The sequence below is a fragment of the Variovorax sp. AC103 genome, from assembly GCF_979254005.1.
Genome location: NZ_CEEDFC010000015.1, coordinates 1 through 22,419, shown reverse-complemented (window position 1 = coordinate 22,419; position 22,419 = coordinate 1). Strand labels below are relative to the sequence as shown.

General features: G+C 69.4%; 19 protein-coding genes. 6 read left to right on the top strand and 13 right to left on the bottom strand.

The annotated features are described in order from the left end of the window. Window positions 1–14 precede the first annotated feature (14 nt). From AC0IYU_RS21235 to AC0IYU_RS21225, 3 genes are read left to right on the top strand one after another with little or no spacing between them, the layout of a single operon-like run. Window positions 15–1,211, top strand: a complete 1,197-nt coding sequence (locus AC0IYU_RS21235; RefSeq protein WP_472120771.1) for an ABC transporter substrate-binding protein — start codon at window positions 15–17, stop codon at window positions 1,209–1,211. 42 nt (window positions 1,212–1,253) lie between these two features. Continuing rightward, the gene (locus tag AC0IYU_RS21230; RefSeq protein ID WP_472120769.1) at window positions 1,254–2,129 is read left to right on the top strand and encodes a branched-chain amino acid ABC transporter permease; all 876 of its coding nucleotides are present in this window, start codon (window positions 1,254–1,256) and stop codon (window positions 2,127–2,129) included. A 13-nt stretch (window positions 2,130–2,142) separates the two neighbouring features. Then, window positions 2,143–3,147 (top strand): branched-chain amino acid ABC transporter permease, encoded by a 1,005-nt coding sequence (locus tag AC0IYU_RS21225; RefSeq protein WP_472120767.1) that lies wholly within the window; start codon window positions 2,143–2,145, stop codon window positions 3,145–3,147. Between the two features lie 62 nt (window positions 3,148–3,209). Here the strand turns inward: AC0IYU_RS21225 and AC0IYU_RS21220 are convergent, their stop codons facing one another. From AC0IYU_RS21220 to AC0IYU_RS21210, 3 genes are all read right to left on the bottom strand, one after another. Beyond that, window positions 3,210–4,268: a lipocalin-like domain-containing protein gene (locus AC0IYU_RS21220; protein WP_472120765.1), complete on the bottom strand. Its 1,059-nt coding sequence runs from the start codon at window positions 4,266–4,268 to the stop codon at window positions 3,210–3,212. A 26-nt stretch (window positions 4,269–4,294) separates the two neighbouring features. After that, window positions 4,295–5,371: a PLP-dependent cysteine synthase family protein gene (locus AC0IYU_RS21215; protein ID WP_472120763.1), complete on the bottom strand. Its 1,077-nt coding sequence runs from the start codon at window positions 5,369–5,371 to the stop codon at window positions 4,295–4,297. Between the two features lie 429 nt (window positions 5,372–5,800). Then, on the bottom strand, window positions 5,801–8,404 hold the full coding sequence (locus AC0IYU_RS21210) for an FtsX-like permease family protein (RefSeq protein WP_472120761.1): 2,604 nt from the start codon (window positions 8,402–8,404) through the stop codon (window positions 5,801–5,803). 81 nt (window positions 8,405–8,485) lie between these two features. Between AC0IYU_RS21210 and AC0IYU_RS21205 the strand changes: the two genes are divergently transcribed. Beyond that, window positions 8,486–9,919, top strand: coding sequence for a serine hydrolase domain-containing protein (locus AC0IYU_RS21205; protein ID WP_472120759.1), 1,434 nt, complete (start codon window positions 8,486–8,488; stop codon window positions 9,917–9,919). 9 nt (window positions 9,920–9,928) lie between these two features. Here the strand turns inward: AC0IYU_RS21205 and AC0IYU_RS21200 are convergent, their stop codons facing one another. After that, entirely contained in the window at window positions 9,929–10,828 is a 900-nt protein-coding gene (locus AC0IYU_RS21200; protein WP_472120757.1) for an ADP-ribosylglycohydrolase family protein, read from the bottom strand. Next, a complete protein-coding gene (locus AC0IYU_RS21195) occupies window positions 10,825–11,397 on the bottom strand; it encodes an NADAR family protein (RefSeq protein WP_472120755.1) in 573 nt (190 codons plus the stop codon). Before AC0IYU_RS21195 ends, AC0IYU_RS21200 begins: the two co-directional genes overlap by 4 nt. 186 nt (window positions 11,398–11,583) lie before the next feature. Here AC0IYU_RS21195 and AC0IYU_RS21190 point away from each other — a divergent pair, with 186 nt between their 5' ends. Then, the gene (locus AC0IYU_RS21190) at window positions 11,584–12,237 is read left to right on the top strand and encodes an NUDIX hydrolase (protein ID WP_472121033.1); all 654 of its coding nucleotides are present in this window, start codon (window positions 11,584–11,586) and stop codon (window positions 12,235–12,237) included. Window positions 12,238–12,252: 15 nt separating this feature from the next. Here AC0IYU_RS21190 and AC0IYU_RS21185 read toward each other — a convergent pair whose 3' ends face one another. From AC0IYU_RS21185 to AC0IYU_RS21170, 4 genes are all read right to left on the bottom strand, one after another. Beyond that, window positions 12,253–13,479: an RNA polymerase sigma factor gene (locus AC0IYU_RS21185; protein WP_472120753.1), complete on the bottom strand. Its 1,227-nt coding sequence runs from the start codon at window positions 13,477–13,479 to the stop codon at window positions 12,253–12,255. A gap of 94 nt (window positions 13,480–13,573) precedes the next feature. Beyond that, entirely contained in the window at window positions 13,574–14,935 is a 1,362-nt protein-coding gene (locus AC0IYU_RS21180) for an NAD(P)H-dependent oxidoreductase (protein ID WP_472120752.1), read from the bottom strand. 5 nt (window positions 14,936–14,940) lie between these two features. After that, window positions 14,941–15,816, bottom strand: a complete 876-nt coding sequence (locus AC0IYU_RS21175) for a phytanoyl-CoA dioxygenase family protein (protein WP_472120750.1) — start codon at window positions 15,814–15,816, stop codon at window positions 14,941–14,943. Next, a complete protein-coding gene (locus AC0IYU_RS21170; protein WP_472120748.1) occupies window positions 15,740–16,519 on the bottom strand; it encodes a GntR family transcriptional regulator in 780 nt (259 codons plus the stop codon). Before AC0IYU_RS21170 ends, AC0IYU_RS21175 begins: the two co-directional genes overlap by 77 nt. Before the next feature lie 119 nt (window positions 16,520–16,638). Between AC0IYU_RS21170 and AC0IYU_RS21165 the strand changes: the two genes are divergently transcribed. Next, a complete protein-coding gene (locus tag AC0IYU_RS21165; RefSeq protein WP_472120746.1) occupies window positions 16,639–17,604 on the top strand; it encodes a threo-3-hydroxy-L-aspartate ammonia-lyase in 966 nt (321 codons plus the stop codon). Between the two features lie 9 nt (window positions 17,605–17,613). On the opposite strand, the gene AC0IYU_RS21160 is transcribed toward AC0IYU_RS21165, so the two are convergent. The 4 genes from AC0IYU_RS21160 to mutL form a co-directional block, all read right to left on the bottom strand. Beyond that, entirely contained in the window at window positions 17,614–18,267 is a 654-nt protein-coding gene (locus tag AC0IYU_RS21160; protein ID WP_472120744.1) for an ABC transporter ATP-binding protein, read from the bottom strand. Beyond that, window positions 18,264–19,292 (bottom strand): tRNA (adenosine(37)-N6)-dimethylallyltransferase MiaA, encoded by a 1,029-nt coding sequence (gene miaA, locus AC0IYU_RS21155; RefSeq protein WP_472120742.1) that lies wholly within the window; start codon window positions 19,290–19,292, stop codon window positions 18,264–18,266. Before miaA ends, AC0IYU_RS21160 begins: the two co-directional genes overlap by 4 nt. Window positions 19,293–19,377: 85 nt before the next feature. After that, entirely contained in the window at window positions 19,378–20,352 is a 975-nt protein-coding gene (locus AC0IYU_RS21150) for an alpha/beta hydrolase (RefSeq protein ID WP_472120740.1), read from the bottom strand. A 189-nt stretch (window positions 20,353–20,541) separates the two neighbouring features. Continuing rightward, the coding region (mutL, locus tag AC0IYU_RS21145; protein ID WP_472120738.1) for a DNA mismatch repair endonuclease MutL at window positions 20,542–22,419 on the bottom strand (1,878 nt) is incomplete at its 5' end.

The following is a 22,419-nucleotide window of genomic DNA, read 5'->3' as shown; positions in this document are numbered from 1 at the left end:
AGGAGAACCATTCCATGAAACGCACGCTCATCGCCTCTGCCTGCCTCATCGCCACCTGCCTGACGGCCGCAGGCGCTGCACAAGCGCAGGAGAAGGTCAAGATCGGTTTCATCACCGACATGTCGAGCCTCTACGCGGACGTGGAGGGCAAGAACGGCGCCCTCGCGATCCAGATGGCCATCGACGACTTCGGCGGCAAGGTCAACGGCATGCCCATCGAGCTGCTGCAGGCCGACCACCAGAACAAGGCCGACATCGCCGCTTCCAAGGCGCGTGAATGGATCGACACGCAGGGCCTGACGATGCTGTTCGGCGGCACCAGCTCGGGCACCGGCCTGGCCATGGCCAAGGTGGCGCAGGAGAAGAAGCGCGTGTTCATCGTGAACGGCGCGGGCAGCTCGGCGCTCACCAACGAACAGTGCAGCCCCTACACCGTGCACTACGCCTACGACACCGTGGCGCTGGCCAAGGGCACCGGCAGCGCGGTGATTGCGCGCGGCGACAAGAGCTGGTTCTTCCTGACCGCCGACTACGCCTTCGGGCAGGCCCTGGAGGCCGATGCGTCCAAGGTCGTGAAAGAGAAGGGCGGCACCGTGGTGGGCAGCGTGAAGCATCCGCTGAACACCTCCGACTTCTCCTCGTTCCTGCTGCAGGCGCAGAACTCCAAGGCGCAGGTGCTGGCGCTGGCCAATGCGGGCGGCGACACCATCAACGCCATCAAGGCGGCCAAGGAATTCGGCATTTCCAAGACCATGAAGATGGTCGGCCTGCTGGTCTTCGTGACCGACGTGCACAGCCTGGGCCTGAAGAACACCGAAGGCCTGCTGCTCACCACCAGCTGGGACTGGAACCTGGACGACAAGACGCGCGCCTTCGGCAAGAAGTTCTTCGACAAGACCAAGCGCATGCCCACCGACATCCAGGCGGCCGACTACTCGGCCACCATGACCTACCTGAAGGCCGTGCAGGCTGCCAAGAGCACCGACGCCGACACCGTCATGGCGCAGATCAAGAAGACGCCGATCGACGACTTCTACGCCAAGGGCGTGGTGCGCGACGACGGCCGCTTCGTGCACGACATGTACCTCATGCAGGTGAAGTCGCCCGCCGAGTCCAAGCAGCCGTGGGACTACTACAAGGTGGTCCAGAAGCTCAAGGGCGAAGACGTCTTCACCACCAAGGCCGAGAGCAGGTGCGCCCTCTGGAAGTGATTGTTCGCGGGCGCCGCGGCGCCCGGGTTCGTTGAAACGCTTATGAACATTTCCCTGCCCGGCCTGCTGAGCCAGCTCCTCCTGGGGCTGGTGAACGGCTCGTTCTACGCCATCCTGAGCCTCGGGCTCGCGGTGATCTTCGGCCTGCTCAACGTCATCAACTTCGCGCACGGCGCGCTGTTCATGATGGGCGCCATCCTGACCTGGATGGCGATGGAATATTTCGGCATCAACTACTGGGTGATGCTGATCGCGGCGCCCCTCGTCATCGGCGTGTTCGGCGTGCTGATCGAGCGGCTGCTGCTGCGCTGGATCTACAAGCTCGACCACCTCTACGGCCTGCTGCTCACGCTGGGCCTCACGCTGCTGATCGAAGGCGTGTTCCGCTCGGTCTACGGCGTGTCGGGCCTGGCCTACGAAGCGCCCGATGCGCTGTCGAGCGCCACCGACCTGGGCTTCATGGTGCTGCCCAACTACCGCGCCTGGGTGGTCGTGGCCTCGCTGGTCGTGTGCTTCGCCACCTGGTACGTCATCGAGAAGACGCGGCTGGGCGCCTACCTGCGCGCCGGCACCGAGAACCCGCGGCTGGTGGAGGCCTTCGGCGTCAATGTGCCGCTGATGATCACGCTGACCTACGCGTTCGGCGCGGGGCTGGCCGCATTCGCGGGCGTGCTCGCCGCGCCGGTGATCCAGGTGTCGCCGCTGATGGGGCAGAACCTCATCATCGTGGTGTTCGCGGTGGTCGTCATCGGTGGCATGGGCTCGATCATGGGGGCCATCCTCACCGGCCTGGGGCTCGGCGTGATCGAGGGGTTCACCAAGGTTTTCTATCCCGAGGCTTCGTCCACGGTCGTGTTCGTGATCATGGTCATCGTGCTGTTGATTCGCCCCGCCGGCCTGTTCGGCAAAGAGAAGTGAGGCGAGCGGCACCATGAACATGAAAAAAATATCCACCGTCGTCTACGGCCTGCTGCTGGTCGCGCTGCTCCTGGCGCCGTTCTTCGGCGCCTACCCGGTGTTCGTGATGAAGCTCATGTGCTTCGCACTCTTCGCCGCGGCCTTCAACCTGCTGCTGGGCTTCACCGGCCTGCTGTCGTTCGGCCATGCGGCCTTCTTGGGCGGCTCCGCATACGTCGCGGGCCATGCGATGAAGGTCTGGGGCCTTACGCCCGAACTGGGCCTGGTCGCGGGCACGCTCGCCGGCGGCTTCCTGGGCTGGATCTTCGGCGTGGTGGCCATCCGCCGCCAGGGCATCTACTTCGCGATGATCACGCTGGCGCTCGCGCAGATGATGTTCTTCGTCGCACTGCAGGCCAAGTTCACGGGCGGCGAAGACGGCCTGCAGGGCGTGCCGCGCGGCAAGCTGTTCGGCTTGATCGACCTGTCGAACGACCTCACGATGTACTACGTGGCGCTGGTCGTGGTGGTGCTGGCGTTCCTGCTGATCGTGCGGACCATCCACTCGCCGTTCGGCCAGGTGTTGAAGGGCATCAAGGAGAACGAGCCGCGCGCGCTGTCGCTGGGCTACGACGTGAACCGCTTCAAGCTGCTGGCCTTCGTGATTTCGGCGGCGCTGTCGGGCCTGGCCGGGTCGCTCAAGACGCTGGTGCTGGGCTTTGCCACGCTGTCCGACGTGCACTGGACGGCGTCGGGCCAGGTCATCCTGATGACGTTGGTGGGCGGGCTGGGCACCATCTCCGGTCCGCTGGTGGGTTCGGCGGTGGTGGTGCTGCTGGAGAACAAGATCGGCGAACTAGGCAACTTCCTGGCGCGCATCACCACGATCGACTGGTTCAACACGCTGGGCGAGTCGGTGACCATGGTCACGGGGCTGATCTTCGTGATCTGCGTGCTGGCGTTCCGCAAGGGGATCATGGGGGAGATCATTGCGTTCATCGAGCGGCGCAAGGGGTCTTCGGGGCGCAGCTCGCATTAGGCTGAGCGGTTCATTCAGGGCGCGCTCACGCCGACGGCCTGGGCACTCACCCCGAACACGAACTAAAGCCGCAGCGGCGCCGCATACCCCGTCATCTCGAGGTACCCGCGCCCCACGCGGCGCCCCTGCGCATCGAGCAGGTCGCTCACCCCCTCCCAATACACGCCCCCGGTCGACCCGCGGCTGTCCAGCTCCTGGTCGTCCAGCAGCGCCCGCACCTCGAAGTTGCCTGCCGGCGTCTGCACACGCCACTGCGTCGGGTACTTCGCCTGCGTGCGCGGGCTTTCCCACGACTTGATCGCCTCGAACCGCACTTCGTCGTTCTTGAAGATGCGCGCCACCCCATCGCGCGCGCGAAACGATCCGCCTCCCCACAACGCACTGCCGTCGCTGCGACGCAGATGAAAGGCCGTAAGGGCGCTGCCGTCGTCGAGGTTCATGCCGATCCAGTCCCAGCCCACCGCGTCCGGGTGCATCAGCGCCTCGCTCCATTCGTGGTCGAGCCAGGCCGCGCCGCCGACGTCGACGGTCTGCCCCTTCAGCGTCAGCTTGCCCTGCGCCTTGAGCTGCGGTTCGCTGTAGTAATAGCTCGCCTGCGATTCGTCCGGCCCCTTGCGCGACAAGCCGGCCTTGCCCTGCAACAGCACCGGCTGCGTCGGCGTGAAGCGCAGGTCGAGCGAGAACTCGCCGGCCGGAATGCGCGCGACATAGAGACCGTTCTCGCGCACCAGCGACCAGTCGCGGATGCGCACGTCGGTGTCGCTGGTGCTGGCCTCGGCCACGCCGAAGCCCGCGCGCGCGATGCGCTGGTCATGCAGCAGCACGCGGCCCTCCAGGTCGGTGACTGCCGCATGCGCGAACACCAGGTTCTTCGCCGCGAATGCAGAGCGCATGCCCAGCGCCGCTTCCACGCGCGAGCGGAAGAAGGTCACCTGAAAGCCGAACTCGCGGCCGGCCGGTGTCTTCGCATGGCCGGTGATGTACCACCACTCGGTGTGCAGGTCGGGGTGGCTGCCGAAGTCGCGCGGAAATTCGAGCCTGCGCTCGGGCAGCGCCCAGGCCGCCACCGGCCCCGCCGACAGCGCTGCCAGCAGCAGGCTGCGCCGCGAAACGAAAGACATGGAAGGCACGGGAGACATCGGAGACATCACGCCGCCACCAGCGCATCGATGCGCCGCTGCACAGGCGCGATGTCGCCGAACGCGTTGCGCACCCACGCGGCGTCGTGATAGCTCGGCAGGTAGCGCTCGCCCGCATCGCACAGCAACGAAAGAATGGACCCCTGCTGGCCGGCTGCGCGCATCTCCTGCGCCACGGCCAGCATGCCGACGAAGTTCGTGCCCGTCGACGGGCCGACCTTGCGGCCCAGCAATGCCGACAGCGCATGCATCGCCGCCACCGAGTCGAGGTTGGGCACCTCGATCATCCGGTCGACCAGCGTGCGAACGAAGCTCGGCTCCACGCGCGGCCGGCCGATGCCCTCGATGCGCGAGCCCGCCGCGGTGAGCGCGGTGTCGCCCGTGCGGTGGTAGGCCGAGAACACCGAGCCTTCGGGGTCGGGGACGCACACCTGCGTGTCATGGCAGCGAAAGCGCACATAGCGCCCGATGGTCGCGCTGGTGCCGCCCGTGCCCGCGCCCACCACGATCCACTTCGGCACCGGATGCCGCTCGCGCGCCATCTGCTGGAACATGCTCTCGGCGATGTTGTTGTTGCCGCGCCAGTCGGTCGCGCGCTCTGCGTAGGTGAACTGGTCCATGTAGTGGCCGCCGGTGCGCTCGGCCAGCGCGCGGGCCTCTTCGTACACCTGCGCCGCATGGTCCACGAAGTGGCAGCTCGCGCCGTAGAAGGCGATCTGCGCGACCTTCTCGGGCGAGGTGGTGCGCGGCATCACCGCGATGAAGGGCAGGCCCAGCAGCCGCGCGAAGTAGGCCTCGCTCACCGCCGTGGAGCCGCTCGACGCTTCCACGATGGTCGTGCCCTCGCGCACCCAGCCGTTGCACAGCGCGTACAGGAAGAGCGAGCGCGCGAGCCGGTGCTTCAGGCTGCCGGTGGGGTGCGTGGATTCGTCCTTCAGGTACAGGTCGATGCCGTGCGCGGCCAGCGAGGGCAGGGGCAGCGGAATGAGGTGCGTGTCGGCGCTGCGCTGGTAGTCGGCCTCGATGCGGCGAATGGCGCCGCCGAGCCAGCCGCTGCAGGAGGTGGAAGAGAGGGGTTGCTGCATAGCTTGCCAGTCTACAAGTCATGCCTTGCAACCCCTATGGGGCGTTGCTTTGCGCTGCCTGTCCGACCACAAGACCGGGACGAGCGTTGACGGCTTTGGAAGCTGGGTTTCGGGGCCGGGACTCGCCCCGGCAGGCGACTTACTTTCTTTTGCTTCGCCAAAAGAAAGTAAGCAAAGAAAAGGCGACCCCACTGTCTGCGACCCTGCGCTTCGCTCCGGGCAACCTGCGGTGCTCGCGTTTCGCGGGGTCTCGCCCAAACTCGCTTCGCTCAAACAAGGGCGAGCCCTGATCCGCGAAACGCTGCGCTCCTCGGCGCAGCCAGAGGGGCTTGGGAACCGCACGGGCCTTTGCTTCGCTCGGCCACCAAGGCGCTGCGGCGCTTCGCTTCTGCAGCGCCTTGGGCTTGCTTCTTTTTTTGGCTCTTTTTCTTACCAATCTTCCTTGACTGCCAGGACTGCGTCCTTGCCGGCTGCGGCGCGGCCAGCCATCCACGCCGTCACCGTGCCTGCGGCCACCACCGCGGCACACAACAGCAGCAGCCGCTCCCACGGCACCAGCAGGTCCATGCTCCAGTGAAAGCTCTGGGGGTTCACCACCTTCACCAGCACCACCGAGACCGCCAGGCCCAGCCCCAGCCCGGCCACGGCGCCGATGGCCGTCCACGCCGCGCCTTCGCCCGCCACCACGGCCAGCACCTGCCGCCGCGTGAAGCCCAGATGCGCGAGCAGCCCGAATTCCTTGCGCCGCGCCAGCACCTGCGCGCTGAAGCTCGCGGCAATGCCGAACAGGCCGATGGCGATGGCCACCGCCTGCAGCCAGTAGGTCACGGCAAAGCTGCGGTCGAAGATGCGCAGAGAGGTCACGCGGATCTGCCCGACCGACGCAATTTCCACCGACTCGGCGGAGCCGCCGCCCTGGCGAGCGGCGAGCGCGCGCACCGCCGTCTGCACCTCGCCTTCGGACGCGCCGGGCGCCAGCCACAGCGCCACGTCGCTCACGTTGCGCTCGCCGGTGATGCGCTCGTAGTCCCGCGCATCCATGGTGATCGCGCCGAACTGCCTGGCGTAGTCGCGCCACACACCGGCCACGAAGAACGACGGCGTCTTTTTTGACGACGCCGACATGCCCATGGCGTCCGACAGCGGCGCGAAGGTGGTGCCGGCCTTGGCGCCGTACAGCTCCACCATCGGCTCGCTCACGTAGATGCCGATCTGCCCCTCGGGCACGGCAACGGCCGAGCCCACCAGCGGCAACGACTGCGTGGCGCCGCCTTCCAGGCTGCGCGCGATCAGCGCCACGGCAGGGCGCGTGGCGTCGAGCTGCAGCGTCTGCGTGCGCAGCGTGCCGGTGCGCGCCACGCCGGGCAACTGCGCCAGCGCCTGCACGAAAGCGGGTGCGAAGGTGGCGGTGTCGGTGCTGCTGGTGCCGCCGCTGTTGCTGCCGCGACCGCCCGAGGTGGCGCGCACGTACAGGTCGGCGGGCAGCACCACGTTCAGCCACTGCGTCACCGAGTCGCGAAAGCTCGCGACCATTACCGTCAGCGCGACCGCCAGGCTCAGGCTCGCGACCACGCCGCTTACCGCCACGGCCGCCGTGCCGCGCATGCGCCGCGCGCGCTCCACGGCCAGCATGGGCAGCACGCGCTGCGCGAACAGGGGCGCGATGCGGTCGTACAGCAGGGCGATCAGCCAGGGCAGGGCGGTGATGCCGCCCACCAGCAGGCAGGCCACCGACAGGTACGCCGCCACGGGAATGCCGCCAATGGCCGGCACGTTGGCCAGCACCCCGCCCAGCGCAATCAGCCCCAGCGCCAGCCAGTGGCCGTTGCTCTGCACGGGCGCGGCGCCCAGGCCCTTGAGCGTCTGGGCCTCGGGCAACGCCTGCGCCGCGCGCGCGGGCCACCAGCCGCCGACCAGCGCGGCCACCACGCCCAAGCCGCCGTACAGCAGGGCCGAAGCGGCGCTCCAGTGCAGCGTGGGCGCCACGCCCTCGAAATAGCCGCCGCCCAGGTCGCCGCCCAGCACCTTCAGCGCAAAGGCCGCGAGCGCGGTGCCCAGCGCCAGGCCGGCCGCGCTGCCGATCAGGCCCAGCACCAGCGATTCGGCCAGCACCAGCCGCAGCCGCTCGCGCGGGGTGAGGCCCAGCACGCCCAGCAGCGCGAACTGCTGCGCGCGCTTGGCCACGCTGAGCGCCAGCACCGAGAACACCAGGAACGCGCCGGTGAACAGCGCCACCAGCGCCAGCACCGTGAGGTTGACGCGGTAGGCGCGCGACAGGTTGCTCACGCGTTCCGCCGCATCGCCCGGCTCGGCGAACTGCACGCCCGCGGGCCAGTCCGGCGACCTCCGCAGCGCGGCCATGAAGGTGGCGCGGTCGGTGCCGGGCGCCAGCCGCAGGTCGATGCGGCTGAGCCGGCCGCCCTGGCCGAACAGGTCTTGCGCGGCGCCGATGTCCATCACCGCGAGCGCCGTGCCGCCGGCGGCGACATGGCCGGCCACGGCCAGCTTCTGCCAGGCGTCGCCGCTTCGCAGCTGCACTGTTTCTGGGGTGCTTGCGGGTGCTTGCGCGGGCAGTTTCAACGCGCTGCGCGCGGCGGCGTTGAGGAACACCTGGCCCGGCGCGAACAGCGCGAAGCGGTCGGCGCCGGGCGCGGGTTGCGGCATCAGCGCCGGCGCGATGGTGGGCAGCACCAGCGCGTCGATGCCGATCACGCGCATCGGCACCTGGCTGTCGGCCACCAGTGCCAGGCCCTGGAACTCCACCACGGGGCTCGCGAGCGTCACCTGCGGATGCCGGGCCAGCTGGGCGAACACGGCCTCGTCGAAGCCGCCCTGCACGGCGCGCACTTCCAGGTCGGGCTGTCCGTTCACCGAGCGCACGGCGCTGGAGAACTCGTCGAGCGCGGAGGCGTTGATCAGCTGCACCGAGAAGGCCAGCGCCACGCCCAGCATCACGGCCATCACGGCCGCCGCGTTGCGCCAGGGGTGGTGGCGGAGTTCCTGCCAGGAGAAGGTGGTGAGCAATGCGCGCATGCATCGATTGTGGCGGCGCGCAAAAGGTTACACAGGCGTGGCACCATGGCGCCTCTTCGACGACGCCTGAGGAACCTGACGATGTGGCTCTTGCCCCGTGCTCCCCGTCCCCTGTGCCGACCCTGGCTTGCGCTGTGCGTCCTCGCACCCCTGCTCGTGGGCCATGCCGCCGCGCAACCTCAGGCGCCCCTGACGCTGGCGAGCGACCCCGCGATGCTGGCCAAGGCGGCGCTGGGCGCAGAGCGCGGCACGCTGGTGGTGGGCACGCTGCGCAACGGACAGGCGGCCTACGGCGCCGCCTACAACCCCGAGCCGCCGTCGCCGCCGCGCGCCATCGCCGCCAGCAGCGCCGAGCAGCCGATGTTCGAGATCGGCTCCGTCACCAAGGTCTTCACCGGCCTGCTGCTCGCGCAGGCGGTCGAGCGCGGCGACCTGAAGCTCGACGACACCGTGGGCAAGCTGCTGGCCGGCAAGGTCGAGGGCCTGTCGCCGGGCGTGGCCTCGGTCACGCTGCGCCAGCTGGTCACGCACACCGGCTGCATGCCCGTGATGGCCGACGGCGTGACCGGCGGCGCGCCGCTGGCCGAACAGTTCCGCACCTTCGACAAACCGATGTTCTGGGCCGCGCTCGCGCGCATCAGGCTCACGGCCGCCGCGCCGCCGTGCGAGGCCGCATACAGCAACTTCGGCATGGCGCTGCTGGGCCAGTTGCTGGCCGAGCGCTACGGCACCTCGTGGGGCGAGCTGGTGCGCGCGCGCATCACCGAGCCGCTGGGCATGAACGACACCGTGATCCCGCTCGGCGACAAGGCCTCGCGCATGGCTCCGGCGTTTGCGGGCGACCGCCGGCAGCCGCTGTTCGACATGCTGGCCTACGCGCCGGCCAGCGCCCTGCGCTCCACGGCCGCCGACATGATGACCTTCAGCCGCGCCGTGCTGGCCGGCGCCGCCGGCCCGCTGGGCCCGGCCGCCGCGCGCATGCTCACGCCGCTGGCGCGCTACGAGGGCGCCGAGATCGGCTATGCGGTGATGGTGCGCGGCCCCGATGGCGGACGCCGCACTTACTACCATGCGGGCGTTACCGAGGGCTACCGCACGCTCTGGCTGCTGGCGCCCGACACCGGCGAGGCCATCATCGTGCTCAGCAGCAACGCACGTGCGCCGCTGCAGGCCGTGATGCTGGCCATCGGCAAGAGCCGTTACCCGGTGTCGACCGCCGAGGTGCCGATCGATGCGAAGCGTCTGGACGACTACCGCGGCGAGTTCCGCGTGAGCAAGAGCCAGGCGCTGAGCTTCACGGTGCGCGACGGCAAGCTGCTGGTGCGCGAGACGGGGCGCGGCTACAGCGCGCTCACGCCGACCGGCACCGACCGTTTCGCGGTCACGGGCATCGGCGCGCAACTGATGTTTCGGCGCGATGCCGGCCGTGCGGTGGTCGGCGTCACGCTGGCGCAGGGCGGCAGCCAGCTGGAGGGGCGCCGGGTCGGCGAGCCGGCCGTGGCGCCGCAGGAGTAGCCGGCGCGTTCAGTTCGCGAGCGCGAGCAACCGGTCGGCCATCTGCGCGATCTCTTCGCGCATGACGAGCTTGTCGAGCCAGTGCGCGGGAATGCCGCCCACGCCGTAGAACGCGCCCGCCAGCTGGCCGCAGATGGCGGCGGTGGTGTCGGCATCGTCACCGAGGTTGGCGGCGGCGAGCACGGCTTCTTCGAACGACTGCGTGTGCGCAAAGCACCAGAGTGCCGCTTCCAGCGACTCGACGCAGTAGCCCGAACCCTTGATGTGCTCGCGCGGCTTCGAGGCGTAGTCGCCGCGCGCGAGTGCCGCGACCCTCTCGCTCAGCGGGGCCGGCGGCGCGGTGGCAAGAATGGCCGCCTTGCCTTCGCCCTGCAAGGCCGCCCGCAGCTGCAAGGCGAACAGCCGCGAGCACTCGATGGCCTCCAGCGCGCCGTGCGTGGTGCGCGTGCTCTCGCCGGCCTGTTGCCAGGTGGCTTCGGCGCTGGCCGCGCAGAACATCGGCACGGGTGCCAGCCGCATCAGCGCGCCATTGCCCGCCGCGCGCGGATCGGGGTCGCCAGCGAACGGATCGCCCGACGCGAGGTAGCGGGTGAGGGCACCCGACACCGTGAGGCCGATGTCGAAGCAGTTCCCCGTGCTGCTCATGTAGCCCACGCTGCGCCAGTTGCAGTAGCGGTTCATCTGGTCGACGGCGTTGAAGCCCCCGCAGTGGATGAGGCTCGCCGCGAGGCACAGCGCCATCGAGGTGTCGTCGGTCCATTCGCCGGGCGCCAGGCCGAAGGGCCCGCCGCCGGCCATGTCGGTCACCGGCTCGAAGCTGCCGCGCGAGCGGAACTCGACCGTGGTGCCCACGGCGTCGCCGCAGGCCAGGCCGAGCAGGCAGCCCCGGTAGCGTTCGATGCGTGTCATCGCGCGGCCCTCAGCGCGTCGCGTGCGGCCATCAGCGCGAAGCCCAGCAGGTTGAGGCCGCGCCACGCGCGCGGGTCTTGCGCCGCGGGGTCGGTGGCCGCCAAGCCGACGCCCCAGACCGGATCGACCGGGCTGGCCTCCACCAGCACCTGGTGGCCCGTGCCGAGCAGGAAGGCGCCGAGCGCCGCGTTCTGCGCGAACTTCTCGAAGTTGCCCTGCGTCACGATGTCCAGGCGCGCCTCGACCCATGCCGCCTCGTCGAAGCCGCGGATCTCGCGGCCGAGCTTCTTCGCTTCGCCGGGCGTGCGGGCCGCGAGGATGCGCTCGCAGGTTTGCGTGTCGTCGAACAGGCGCGCCTTGCCGGCCATCATGAAATGCTCGGCCGTGCGGTACCTGACCCCGTCGACCTTGAATTCGGCCTCGAACCACTGGCTGAAGCAGCTCTTGTTCACGCCCGTCTTCGGCGCCTGGTGGCCCCAGAACAGAAGGTACTCGGGGCGATGGCCCTGCGCGAAGTAGGCGGGCAGGTCGCGGGTGCTGCGCGGCGTGGTCGTTGTGTGGATCGTCATTTTTTCTCTCCCTCGAAAGCGTGTGACAGCCTTGTTCCTTTTTCCGTTGTAAGTTGTCCTGTGCAACTAATCGAGGGTTGTATAGTACAACTAACAAATCCGCAGTCAAGCCTTCCCGTGAAATCACCCTCGTCGATTTTTCCGCCCCTGAGCTTTCCGCGCCCGCTGGTCACGGTCGACGTGGTGATGTTCACCGTGCTCGACGACGCCTTGCAGGTGCTGCTGGTGAAGCGCCCCGCCGACACCGCCGAGCCGTTCCCCGGCAAGTGGGCCTTGCCCGGCGGCTTCGTGAACATCGACGAAGACGCCACGCTGCTCGACTGCGCGCAGCGCAAGCTGCGCGAAAAGACCGGCGTGGTCACGCCCTACCTCGAACAACTCGGCAGCTGGGGCGGCGCGCAGCGCGACCCGCGCGGCTGGTCGACCACGCATTGCTTCTATGCGCTGATTCCCGCGCAGGCGATGCAGTTGCGCAGCGGCGCCAACGCGGCCGAGGTGGCATGGTTCGCGGTCGACGTGGCCGCGCGCAAGCGGCTGGCGTTCGACCACGGCGAGTTGCTGGACGCGGCCGTCGCCCGGCTGCGCAGCAAGGTCGAATACACCTCGCTGCCGGCCTTTCTGCTGGAGGAGCCGTTCACGCTGCCGGCGCTGCAGCACACCTACGAGGTGGTGCTGGGCCGCGACATCGACAAGAGCGCCTTTCGCAAGCGCATGCTCGACGGCGAGTTCATGGAAGAGGCCGGCATGGTCACCGGCAGCCTGGGCCGCCCGGCCATGAGCTACCGGCTGCGCGACCGCTCGCAGGCGGCGCTGTTTCCGCGCACTTTTAACGCCAGATAGGCGCCCGCGGCGGGTTCACAGCCGCTGCGACATGGCGTTGAGGTAGGCCCGCACCACTGCGCTGGTGGTCAGGCCGATGGCCCGGTCGTAGGCCTTTCGCGCTGCGGCGCGCGCGCCGCCGGTTGCCAGCAGTTTCGCGCGCGCGGCCCAGAACGGTTGGTGGTTCGCCACTGCGTCCGCCGCGATGCCGTCGAGCGCCTGCAGGCCGATGTCGGGCCCCCGGGCCTTGGCGAGCGCGCAGGCCAGGCTCACTTGCGCGCCGACGCTCGGGCGCAGGGCCAGCAGGCGTTCGTACAGCGACACCAGGGTTTCGGCAGGCACGGGCGCGCCTGCGCGACGCTCGCAGTGCGCCGACTGGATGCTGGCCTTCAGCTGGTACGTGCCCAGCGACCCGAGGGTGGCGGCTTGGCGCAGGTGGTGCTCGGCCTCGGCCAGCAGCGCGTGGTTCCAGCGCGTGATGTCCTGCTGGTCGAGCGGCACATAGGCGCCGGTGTCGCTGCGCTGCGCCGCCAGGCGCGCTTCGCCGAACAGCATCAGCGCCAGCAGCCCCAGCGGCTCGGGTTCGTCCGGCATCAGGCGGCACAGGATGCGGCACAGGTCGATGGCTTCGGCCGTCAGCCCTCGGGGCAGGGCGTCGGCGCCTTCCACGTCGTCCCAGCCGCTGCCGTAGGCCGCGTGAATGCCGTCGAGCACCTCCCGCAGCCGATGGGGCAGGTCGCGCGCCTGCGGGTACTCGAAGGGAGCCCCGGCCGCGCGGATGCACGCCTTGGCGCGCACCAGCCGCTGGGCCAGCGCGGAGGGCGATGTCAGGAAGGCGGGCGCCATGGACGCCGCGTCGAGGCCCAGCATGGTCTGCAACATCAGCGGTGCGCGTGCCGACGCTTCGATGGCCGGGTGTGCGCACACGAAGAGCACGCGCAGCCGTTCCTCGGGCGGGGCTGAGCCTTCGGTGCGGCCTTCGTCGAATTCGCCGGCCAGCAGCATCAGCGTTTGCGTGGCCTTGTCCTGCACGCGGGTGTGGCGCCAGGCGTCGAGCTTGCGGTGCCGCGCCGCGCTCAGCATCCAGGCGTCGGGCTGCGGCGGAATGCCGTCGGCCGGCCAGCGTTCGAGTGCGCGCGCGAAGGCGTAGCCCAGCGCACCTTCCGACGCAGTGATGTCGTGCGTGCGCGTGGACAGGATCGCGAGCAAGCGTCCGTAGGATTCGCGTGCCGCACGATCGGCGGCCGGCGCCTGGGGGAGCATGGTCTCTTGTCGTTGAAGAAGCTGCGAAGCCGAATATTTTTTACGTTATGGCGCCAGGGCGCAATGGATGATTTCGTCTTTACCGAGCCCGTTGTCAGGCGGCCCTGGCCTGCACCGCGGGTGTGAACATGGCCTCCATCTCCTGGCGCAGCCGGTAGGCGCCGGTCGAGGTGTCGACCGCCACGTCGGCCCAGCTCAGGCTCTGGCCCTTCTTCACCGGCCGCAGCAGCTTGATGTCGTGCGCCAGCCCGAGCGGCAGGCCGCCCAGGCGCAACGAGCGCTCGGCGGGCAGCAGCTTGCCCCACACCGTGTAGCCGCCTTCGCCGTCGAGCATCTCGCCCGCGGCCAGGTCGCGCTTGGCGGTGGCCACCACGTCGGCGTTCCAGCAGGTGGCCACGCCGGTGGGCTCGCCGCGCAGCGCCACGCTGGCCACCGACATGCCGACCTCCAGGCCAATGAGGTGCCAGCGCTTGTAGAGCGTGAAGTAGCGCCCGCTCGGGTCGGTGTGGGCGTTGTATTCCTCGAAGCAGTTCTTGATGTAGTCGGTCTCGGCCTCCACCGTGACCCACACGCCCATGCGGATGTCGTAGGGGATCTTGCGGCCGTCGGCTTCCAGCGAGGACACCACCTCGACCATGCCCTTGCGCTCCAGCACGCCGCCCTCGCTCTTCGGTCGCGTGACGAAGGGAATGTCTTCCACGCTCGCGGGCGGGTAGAGCAGGCCGTCCGACGGCACGGTGAGTCCGGTGGCGTTGGCCACGGCCGAGCTTTCGATGGACGGCTTGGAGCCGTCCAGGAAGCTGTTGAACATCTTCGGGTTGAGCCCGCCGCGCAGCGCCTGCTCGGGCGTGAGGCCGTAGTTGCCCCACACGGTCTCGGGCGTCGACTCGGTGAAGTGCGGCAGCCACTTGTGCCCGCGCCCGGCCGCCACCACCGGAAAGCCGCAGGTGCGCGCCCAGTCGACCAGGTCGCAGATCAGCGCGGGCTGGTCGCCGAAGGCCAGCGAATAGATCACGCCGGCCTGCCGCGCACGGTGCGCGAGCATCGGGCCGCAGAAGGCGTCCGCCTCCACCGTCACGTTGACCACGTGCTTGCCGTGCGCGAAGCCGTCCAGGCAGTGCTCGACCGCGGCGATGGGGTTGCCTGTGCACTCGACCACGATGTCGATGGACGGCGCGCGCGTCACTGCCCGCCAGTCGTCGGTGATCCAGGTGGTGCCGTGCTTCAGCGCCTCCTGCACCGAGCCGGCGGCGCAGCGCTCGGCCTGCCAGCCCACGCGCTCGAGATTGACGCGCGCCGCGCCGGGCGACAGGTCGGCAATGGCCACCAGCTGCACGCCGGGCGTGCGCGGAATCTGCGCGAGGTACATGGCGCCGAACTTGCCGGCGCCGATCAGGCCGATGCGAATGGGGCGGCCTTCGGCGGCGCGCTGCAGCAGGCGGGTGTGCAGGCTCATGGCGTTCAGGCCTCCACGGGTTCGATCACATCGAGCGAGGTGCGCAGCGCGCTCTCTGGCAGGCCGTGCTTCCACGGCACGTCGACGGGGTAGGGCTCGCGCAGGCAGTCGTCGGGCAGCATCTCGATGGGCGTGAAGTCGCGGTGCGCGATGTACTCGGGCCGCTTGTGGCGCCGGATGTGGTTGCTGACGGCGCACAGGCTCAGGTACACCGCCACGCGGTTGAACGGCGACAGGTTGCTGCCCGAGGCATGCACCAGGCAGCTGTGGAACAGGATCATCGAACCCGCCGGGCCCTTGGGCGAGACGATGCCGCCGTCCTTGCCGCCGGCCCGCTCGACGAGTTGGGCGATCAGCGCGTTGTCGACCGTCCACAGCGGATAGCTGGTGGTGGTGAGGTCGTGCTTCGCGTCGACCACGCCCTTGCGGTGGCTGCCCGGAATGAACATCAGCGGGCCGTTGTGCTCGTTCACGTCGTCCAGGAAGATGGCCACGTTCATCGCGCGCTCCGTAGGCATCAGGTCATCGTTGAGCCAGGTGCCGTAGTCCTGGTGCCACTGCCACACCTGGCCTTCGAAGGCCATCTTGCCGTTGATCTTGAATTGGTGCATGTAGACCTCTTCCTCGAAGAGGTCCATCACCGGGCCGACCATGCGCGGGTGGCGCGCCAGGCGCGCGAAGGGCTCGCTGATGAGGTGCGCCGCGAAGTTCGTGCGCACCGCGTCGGAGCCTTTCTCGCGCACGTTGAAGGCCTCGCGCTTGCTGTACAGATCGGGCACCGCATCGGTCAGGGTCTTCGTCTCTTCAGGCGAGAAATGGCCGGGGAAGAACAGGTAGCCGTCGCGCTCGAACTGCGCGCGTTGCTCGGGGGTCAGCTTCATGCCTTGTCTCCTTGTGGGTGGGGGTGTGCGTGGGTGCGTTGCGGGCCTGCTGCTCGGCGAGGCGCCGGGCCAGTGCCTCGCTGGCCTGCGCGACGTGTTCCTCGCTCAGGCGCGCCGCGCGGTCCGCGTTGCCCGCGGCGATGGCGGCGGCGATGGCCTCGTGCTCGTCCCAGAGCGTCTCGCGCTGCGGCTCGGCCTGCAGCACCGCGCCCATCGCGCGGCGCAGGTGGCGCCAGTGCGGGCTGGCGCTCTGGCCGATCAGCGGGTTGCCCGAGGCTTCGTAGATGGCCTGGTGGAAGGCCACGTCGGCGTCGATCATGGCTTCGACGTTGCGCCCGCGCGCCGCGCGCCGGCCACGCTCGATGAGCTTCGGGTCGATGCGAAAACGCTGCTGCGCCGCGAGCCGCGCGGCCAGCACATCGAGCGCACCGCGCACCTGGTAGACCCGGCGCATCGCCTCGGCCTCCAGCGGCGCCACCAGCACGCCGCGGCCGGGCGCGTCCAGCACGAAGCCGTCTTTCTTCAGCAGCCGCAACGCCTGCAGCACCGGCTGGCGCGAGACCGACAGGCGTTGCGCGATGTCCTCCTGCGTGAGGCGCTCGCCGGGTGCGAGCGCGCCGCTGCTGATGGCACCGAGCAGGGCGCGGTACACCTGGTCGACGAGGTCGGGGGCGACCTCGATGCTGACGAGCTGGGCGGGCATGGCGAACCTCTTTTTTCTGAACTCTGTATACAGAGTACGAAGTTCGGGGCCGCCGCGCCTACCGGGTTTTTACCCATCGGGGCTGCAAAAGATTGCAAGCCGCCGCTAAGCTCGGACCCATGCAACTACCTACCTACGACGACGTCATCGCCGCCGCCGCACGGCTCGAAGGCCATGCCCACCGCACGCCGGTGCTGCAATCGACCACCGCCAACGAGCGCTGGGGCGCGCAGTTCTTCTTCAAGTGCGAGAACTTCCAGCGCATGGGCGCTTTCAAGTTCCGCGGCGCCTTCAATGCGCTGTCGAAGTTCGATGCCGCGCAGCGCAAGGGCGGCGTGATCGCCTTCTCGTCGGGCAACCATGCGCAGGCCATCGCGCTGTCGGCCCGCCTGCTGTCGATGCCGGCCGTGATCGTCATGCCCAGGGACGCGCCCGCCGCCAAGGTGGCCGCCACCAAGGGCTACGGCGCCGAAGTGGTGATGTACGACCGCTTCACCGAAGACCGCGAGGCGCTGACGAAGCGGCTCGCGCAGGAGCGCGGCATGACGATGATTCCGCCGTACGACCACCCCGATGTGCTCACGGGCCAGGGCACGGCGGTGAAGGAGTTGATCGAAGAGACCGGCCCGCTGGACCACCTGTTCGTGTGCCTCGGCGGCGGCGGGTTGCTGTCGGGCTCGGCGCTCTCGGCGCGTGCGCTTGCGCCCGCATGCAAGGTCTACGGCGTCGAGCCCGAGGCGGGCAACGACGGCCAGCAGTCGTTTCGCACCGGGAAGATCGTGCACATCCCTACGCCGCAGACCATCGCCGACGGTGCGCAGACGCAGCACCTGGGCGAGTACACCTTCGGCATCATCCGCCGCGACGTGGACGACATCTTCACCGTGACCGACGAGCAGTTGGTCGACGCCATGCGCTTCTTCGCCGAGCGCATGAAGATGGTGGTGGAGCCCACCGGCTGCCTCGCCTTCGCGGGCGCCCTCGCGGCTGGCCAGGCGATTGCGGGCCAGCGCGTGGGCATCGTGATCAGCGGCGGCAACGTCGACATGTCGCGGTTTGCCGCGCTGGTTGCGCCGCCGCAGTAACCGCCCGAATCAGGCGCGGATGCCGGTCGCCGTCAGGTGCAGCAGCCGGTCCGCGCGGGCGGCCGCGCTCTCGGAGTGGGTCACCAGCACCAGCGACGCACCATGCTCGCGGGTCTGGCCGATCAGCAGGTCCATCACCTTGGCGGCGGTCGAGGGGTCGAGGTTGCCCGTGGGCTCGTCGGCCAGCAGCAGGGCGGGGCGGTGCACCAGCGCGCGCGCAATGGCCACGCGCTGCAGCTGGCCGCCCGACAGCGTCTGCGGCAGCCGCGCGCCCATGCCGGGCAGGCCCACGGCGTCGAGCATTCGTGCAACGCGTTGGTCGTCCTTGTTTTTCTCGCCCAGCAGCATCAGCGGCAGCGACACGTTCTGCGCCACGTCCAGGTGCGGCAGCACGTGGAAAGCCTGGAACACGAAGCCCACATGGCTGCGCCGCCAGAGCGCGCAGCGTTCGCCGTCGAGCGCGCCGATGTCGGTGCCGTCGTGCGTCACCGTGCCCTGGTCCCAGCTGTCCAGCCCGGCCATGCAGTTGAGCAGCGTCGACTTGCCGACACCCGACTCCCCCACGATGGCGACGAACTCGCCGGGCTCGACGGCCAGCGTCACGTTCTCGAAGACAGGCGATTCACCGTAGTGCTTGCCGAGGTTGGTAATGCGCAGCGTCATCCGGCTTGGGTGGTCTTGGCGATCAGTTGAACGGCGGTCTGCACCGCGTCGGGGGCGTCGCAGGCAATCACGGTGCGCTGCGGCATGCTGCGCAGCCAGGTGACCTGCCGCTTGGCGAGCTGGCGCGTGGCGGCGATGCCGCGCTCGCGCAGGTCGAACATGGCCTTGGCGTCGGGCGCCGCATCGCCGCAGGCGGCCAGCGTTTCCCAGGCCTGGCGGTAGCCGACGCAGCGCATCGAGGGCAGGTCGGTCGTCAGGTCACCGCGCGCGCGCAGCGCACGCACTTCGTCGAGAAAGCCGCCCGCCAGCATCGCGTCGAAGCGCTCGGCGATGCGTGCGTGCAGCCAGGCGCGATCGGCCGGCTCCAGCGAGAACAGCACGCCGCCCTCCACGGGCCGGGCCGTCTTGTTGTCGCTCGCATGAAAGCTCGACAGCGGCTGCCCGCTGCTGGCCCACACCTCGAGCGCACGCTGGATGCGCTGGCTGTCCTGCGGCGCCAGCCGCGCGGCCGTCACCGGGTCGACCACCGCGAGCCGCGCGTGCATGGCGGGCCAGCCGAGCGCGGCGGCCTCGGCGTCGATCTGGGCTCGCACCGCGGCGTCGGCCGCCGGCATGGCGTCGATGCCATCGAACAGCGCCTTGAAGTAGAGCATGGTGCCGCCCACCAGCAGCGGCAGCGCGCCGCGCGCGCGGATCTTCTCGATGAGCCGCGTGGCGTCGGCCACGAAGGCGGCGGCGCTGTAGCTCTCGCGCGCATCGAGGATGTCGATCAGGTGGTGCGGCACGGCGGCCTGCTCTGCGGCGGTGGGCTTGGCGGTGCCGATGTCCATGCCACGGTAGACCAGGGCCGAATCGACCGAGATGATTTCGACCGGCTGCAGGCGGGCCAGCGCGAGTGCGGCGGCGGTCTTGCCGCAGGCCGTGGGGCCTGCGAGCGCGACATAGCGCGGGGGGGCTTGTGGAGGGGCAGCGCCTGGCGCTGCCGGGGGAGCGGCCTCGGCGGCCGGAACGAAGCTGGGGGACATGGTGCGCCGAGGGTAGCAAATGGCGCGTGCCCGGCCGGGCACCGGGGCTTCAAGGGCGGCCGGGTGGCGGCCGGTCTCTCGTGCGTCAGATGGCCGCGGGCACCGGCGGCCGCACCTTGCCGCTCACGTCCTGCGGTGTGAGCCCGCCGGCGGCCGGCGGTGCAAGCTTGGGCATCGGGCGCGGCACGCCGCCGTTGCTGGCGACCATGTTCTCCGGCTTCATGCGGAACAGCTGCGTGAGCGCGGCGCGGTATTGCGTCTCGCCGATCGAGTTGGTGTTGTGGTGCGAACCGCCCTCCACCAGCACGAACTGCTTGGGCACCGTGGCCGCGTCGTAGAGCTTGCGTCCCAGCGTCGGGTTGATCAGGCTGTCGGCCGTGCCGTGCACCACGAGCAGCGGCGCGCCGATGTCCTTGACCTTGTCGATCGCGTCGAAGCGCTGCGTGATGAAGGGGCCGAAGGGCAGCCAGCCCCACTTGAAGCTGCTGACCACGTCGGCGATAGAGGTGAAGGTGCTCTCCACGATGGTGCCGCTCTCGTCGTTGACGTGCGCGGCCAGGTCGATGCCGATGGCGCCGCCCAGCGAGTGGCCGAAGATGTAGCGGTGCTGCTTGGGGTGGCGCGCGGCCAGCCAGGTCCAGGCGGCGCGGGCGTCCTCGCGGGCCGATTCCTCGGAGGGCAGGCCCTTGGAGCTCTTCCCGAAACCGCGGTAGTCGATGGCCAGCACCGAGAAGCCCAGCTCGTGCATGCGCTGGATGCGCGGTGCGGAGCCGGCCACGTTGTAGCGCGCGCCGTGCAGGTACAGCAGCACGGGGGTGTCGGTGGTCTCCGGCGCGCCGCCCAGCCACAGGCCGTGCAGGCGGGCCGGCTCGCCGGTGAGGGAAGACTGGAAGTCGATCCACACGTCCTCCATGCCCTGGGTCATGGTGGCGGTGTTGCCCCAGCTGCGGTCGCTGGGCTGGAAGATCCACTCACGCTGCTGCGCGTCGAGCGTCGAGCAACCGGCGGCGAGCAGGGCACACAGCGAGAAGACAGACGCGAGGAGGGGCCAGCGTTTCATCATGGGGTTGAGGGACAGCGAAGTCGGCGTAAAAGTTCATCTGCTCCTACCGCCGTGCGCCGACATTGCACATTGGTAACCCCCTCAAACAACGCTCATTGGCGCTTTGTGAACCTATGCAACGTGCGTGCCCGCTGTACGGATGACCGTCCAAAACCCTCGAAAACCCTGAAAAAAGCGCCGAAAACCCTAGCGGCCGCGCAGGAACAGCGCGTCGAGCTCCCGAACTGACAACTGGCGCCAGGTCGGCCGGCCGTGGTTGCACTGGTCCGAACGTTCTGTTGCTTCCATTTGGCGTAACAGTGCGTTCATCTCGTCGATGGTGAGCTTGCGGTTGGCCCGCACGGCCCCGTGGCACGCCATGGTGGAGAGCAATTCGTTCTGCGCGCGCTGCACCACGGTGCTGGCGTCGTGCTGGGCAAGTTCGGCCAGCACGCTGCGCGCCAGCTCCACCGGATCGCCGTCGGCCAGCGTCGAGGGCACGGCGCGCACCGCGAGCGTGCGCGCGGAGAAGGGCGTGATGTCCAGGCCCAGCGTCGGCAATACGTCGGCGCAGGCCTCGGCGGTGGCCACTTCCTGCGGCGTGGCCGCGAAAGTGGCCGGTATCAGCAGCGGCTGGCTGCCGATGGCGGCCCCGTCGAGCTGCGTCTTCAGCCGCTCGTAGACGATGCGCTCGTGCGCCGCGTGCATGTCGACGATCACGAGGCCCTGGCTGTTTTCGGCCAGGATGTAGATGCCCTGCAGCTGCGCGAGCGCACGGCCCAGCGGCCAGGCCTCCTCGTTGGTGGTGATGGATGCGGGGCCGGCGCCGGGGCTCGATGGCAACCCGAGGGGGGCGCGCAACGCCATTCGCGATGCACTGGGCGCGGACCATGGCAGTGCGCCGGATTCCTGCGCGGGCACGGACTGCCCCGTGCGCTGGGGCCACATCGCCTCGAAATCGCCCGCGCCGCGCTCCTGTGCTACGAAATTCATAGCGGGTTGCGACCAACTGGCGCTCGTGGGGAGCGGGTTCTCCTTGAAAAACGGCTGCTGCGCGGCCGGGGGCGCGAGCGCGTCGCCGGCACGCGGCGCCGCCAGTGCGTCCTCGATCGCGTGGCGCACCGCCTGGTGCACCTCGCGCCCGTCGCGAAAGCGCACTTCGATCTTGGTCGGATGCACGTTCACGTCGACCCGCGCCGGATCGATTTCCAGGTACAGCGCGTAGATGGGCTGGCGCTGGCCGTGCAGCACGTCTTCGTAGGCGCTGCGCACGGCGTGCGACAGCACCTTGTCGCGCACGAAGCGCCCGTTGACATAGAAGAACTGCTGGTCGCCGCGCGAGCGTGCCGCGTCGGGAATGCCGGCGCGCCCGACCACGCGCACCGGGCCGCCGGTGCGATCGACCGCCACGCTCTGCGTGACGAAGTCGTCGCTCAGCGCGTCTGCCAGGCGCTGCTCGCGCGTGGTGGCGGCGCGCCACTGCTCGACCAGCTTGCCGTCGTGCCAGACCGAAAAGCCCACGTCGGGCCGCGCCAGCGCATGCCGGCGCACGGCCTCGATGCAGTGGGCCAGCTCGGTGGCGTCGGTCTTCAGGAACTTGCGGCGCGCGGGTGTGGCAAAGAACAGCTCGCGCACCTCGACCGTGGTGCCGGCAGCACGCGCCACCGGCCGCAGCTCACCCGTGCGCCCGTCGAGCGAAAACGCGGTGTCGGCGCCGGTGAAGCGCGAAAGAATGCTCAGCTCGGCAATCGCATTGATGGCCGCGAGCGCCTCGCCGCGAAAGCCCATGGTGCCGACCGTTTCCAGGTCGTTCAGGCTCGCGATCTTGCTGGTCGCATGGCGGCGCAAGGCCACGGTGAGTTCTTCGCGTGGAATGCCCAGGCCGTCGTCCTCGACGGAGATCAGCCGCACGCCGCCCGATGCCAGCCGAACGGTGATGTGGCTCGCGCCCGCGTCGAGCGCGTTGTCCAGCAGTTCGCGCACCACCGAGGCGGGCCGTTCGACCACTTCACCGGCGGCGATCTGGCTGATCAGTTCGTCGGGAAGCTCGCGGATCGGGCGGCGTTCGAGGGGGGTGCTGGGGGT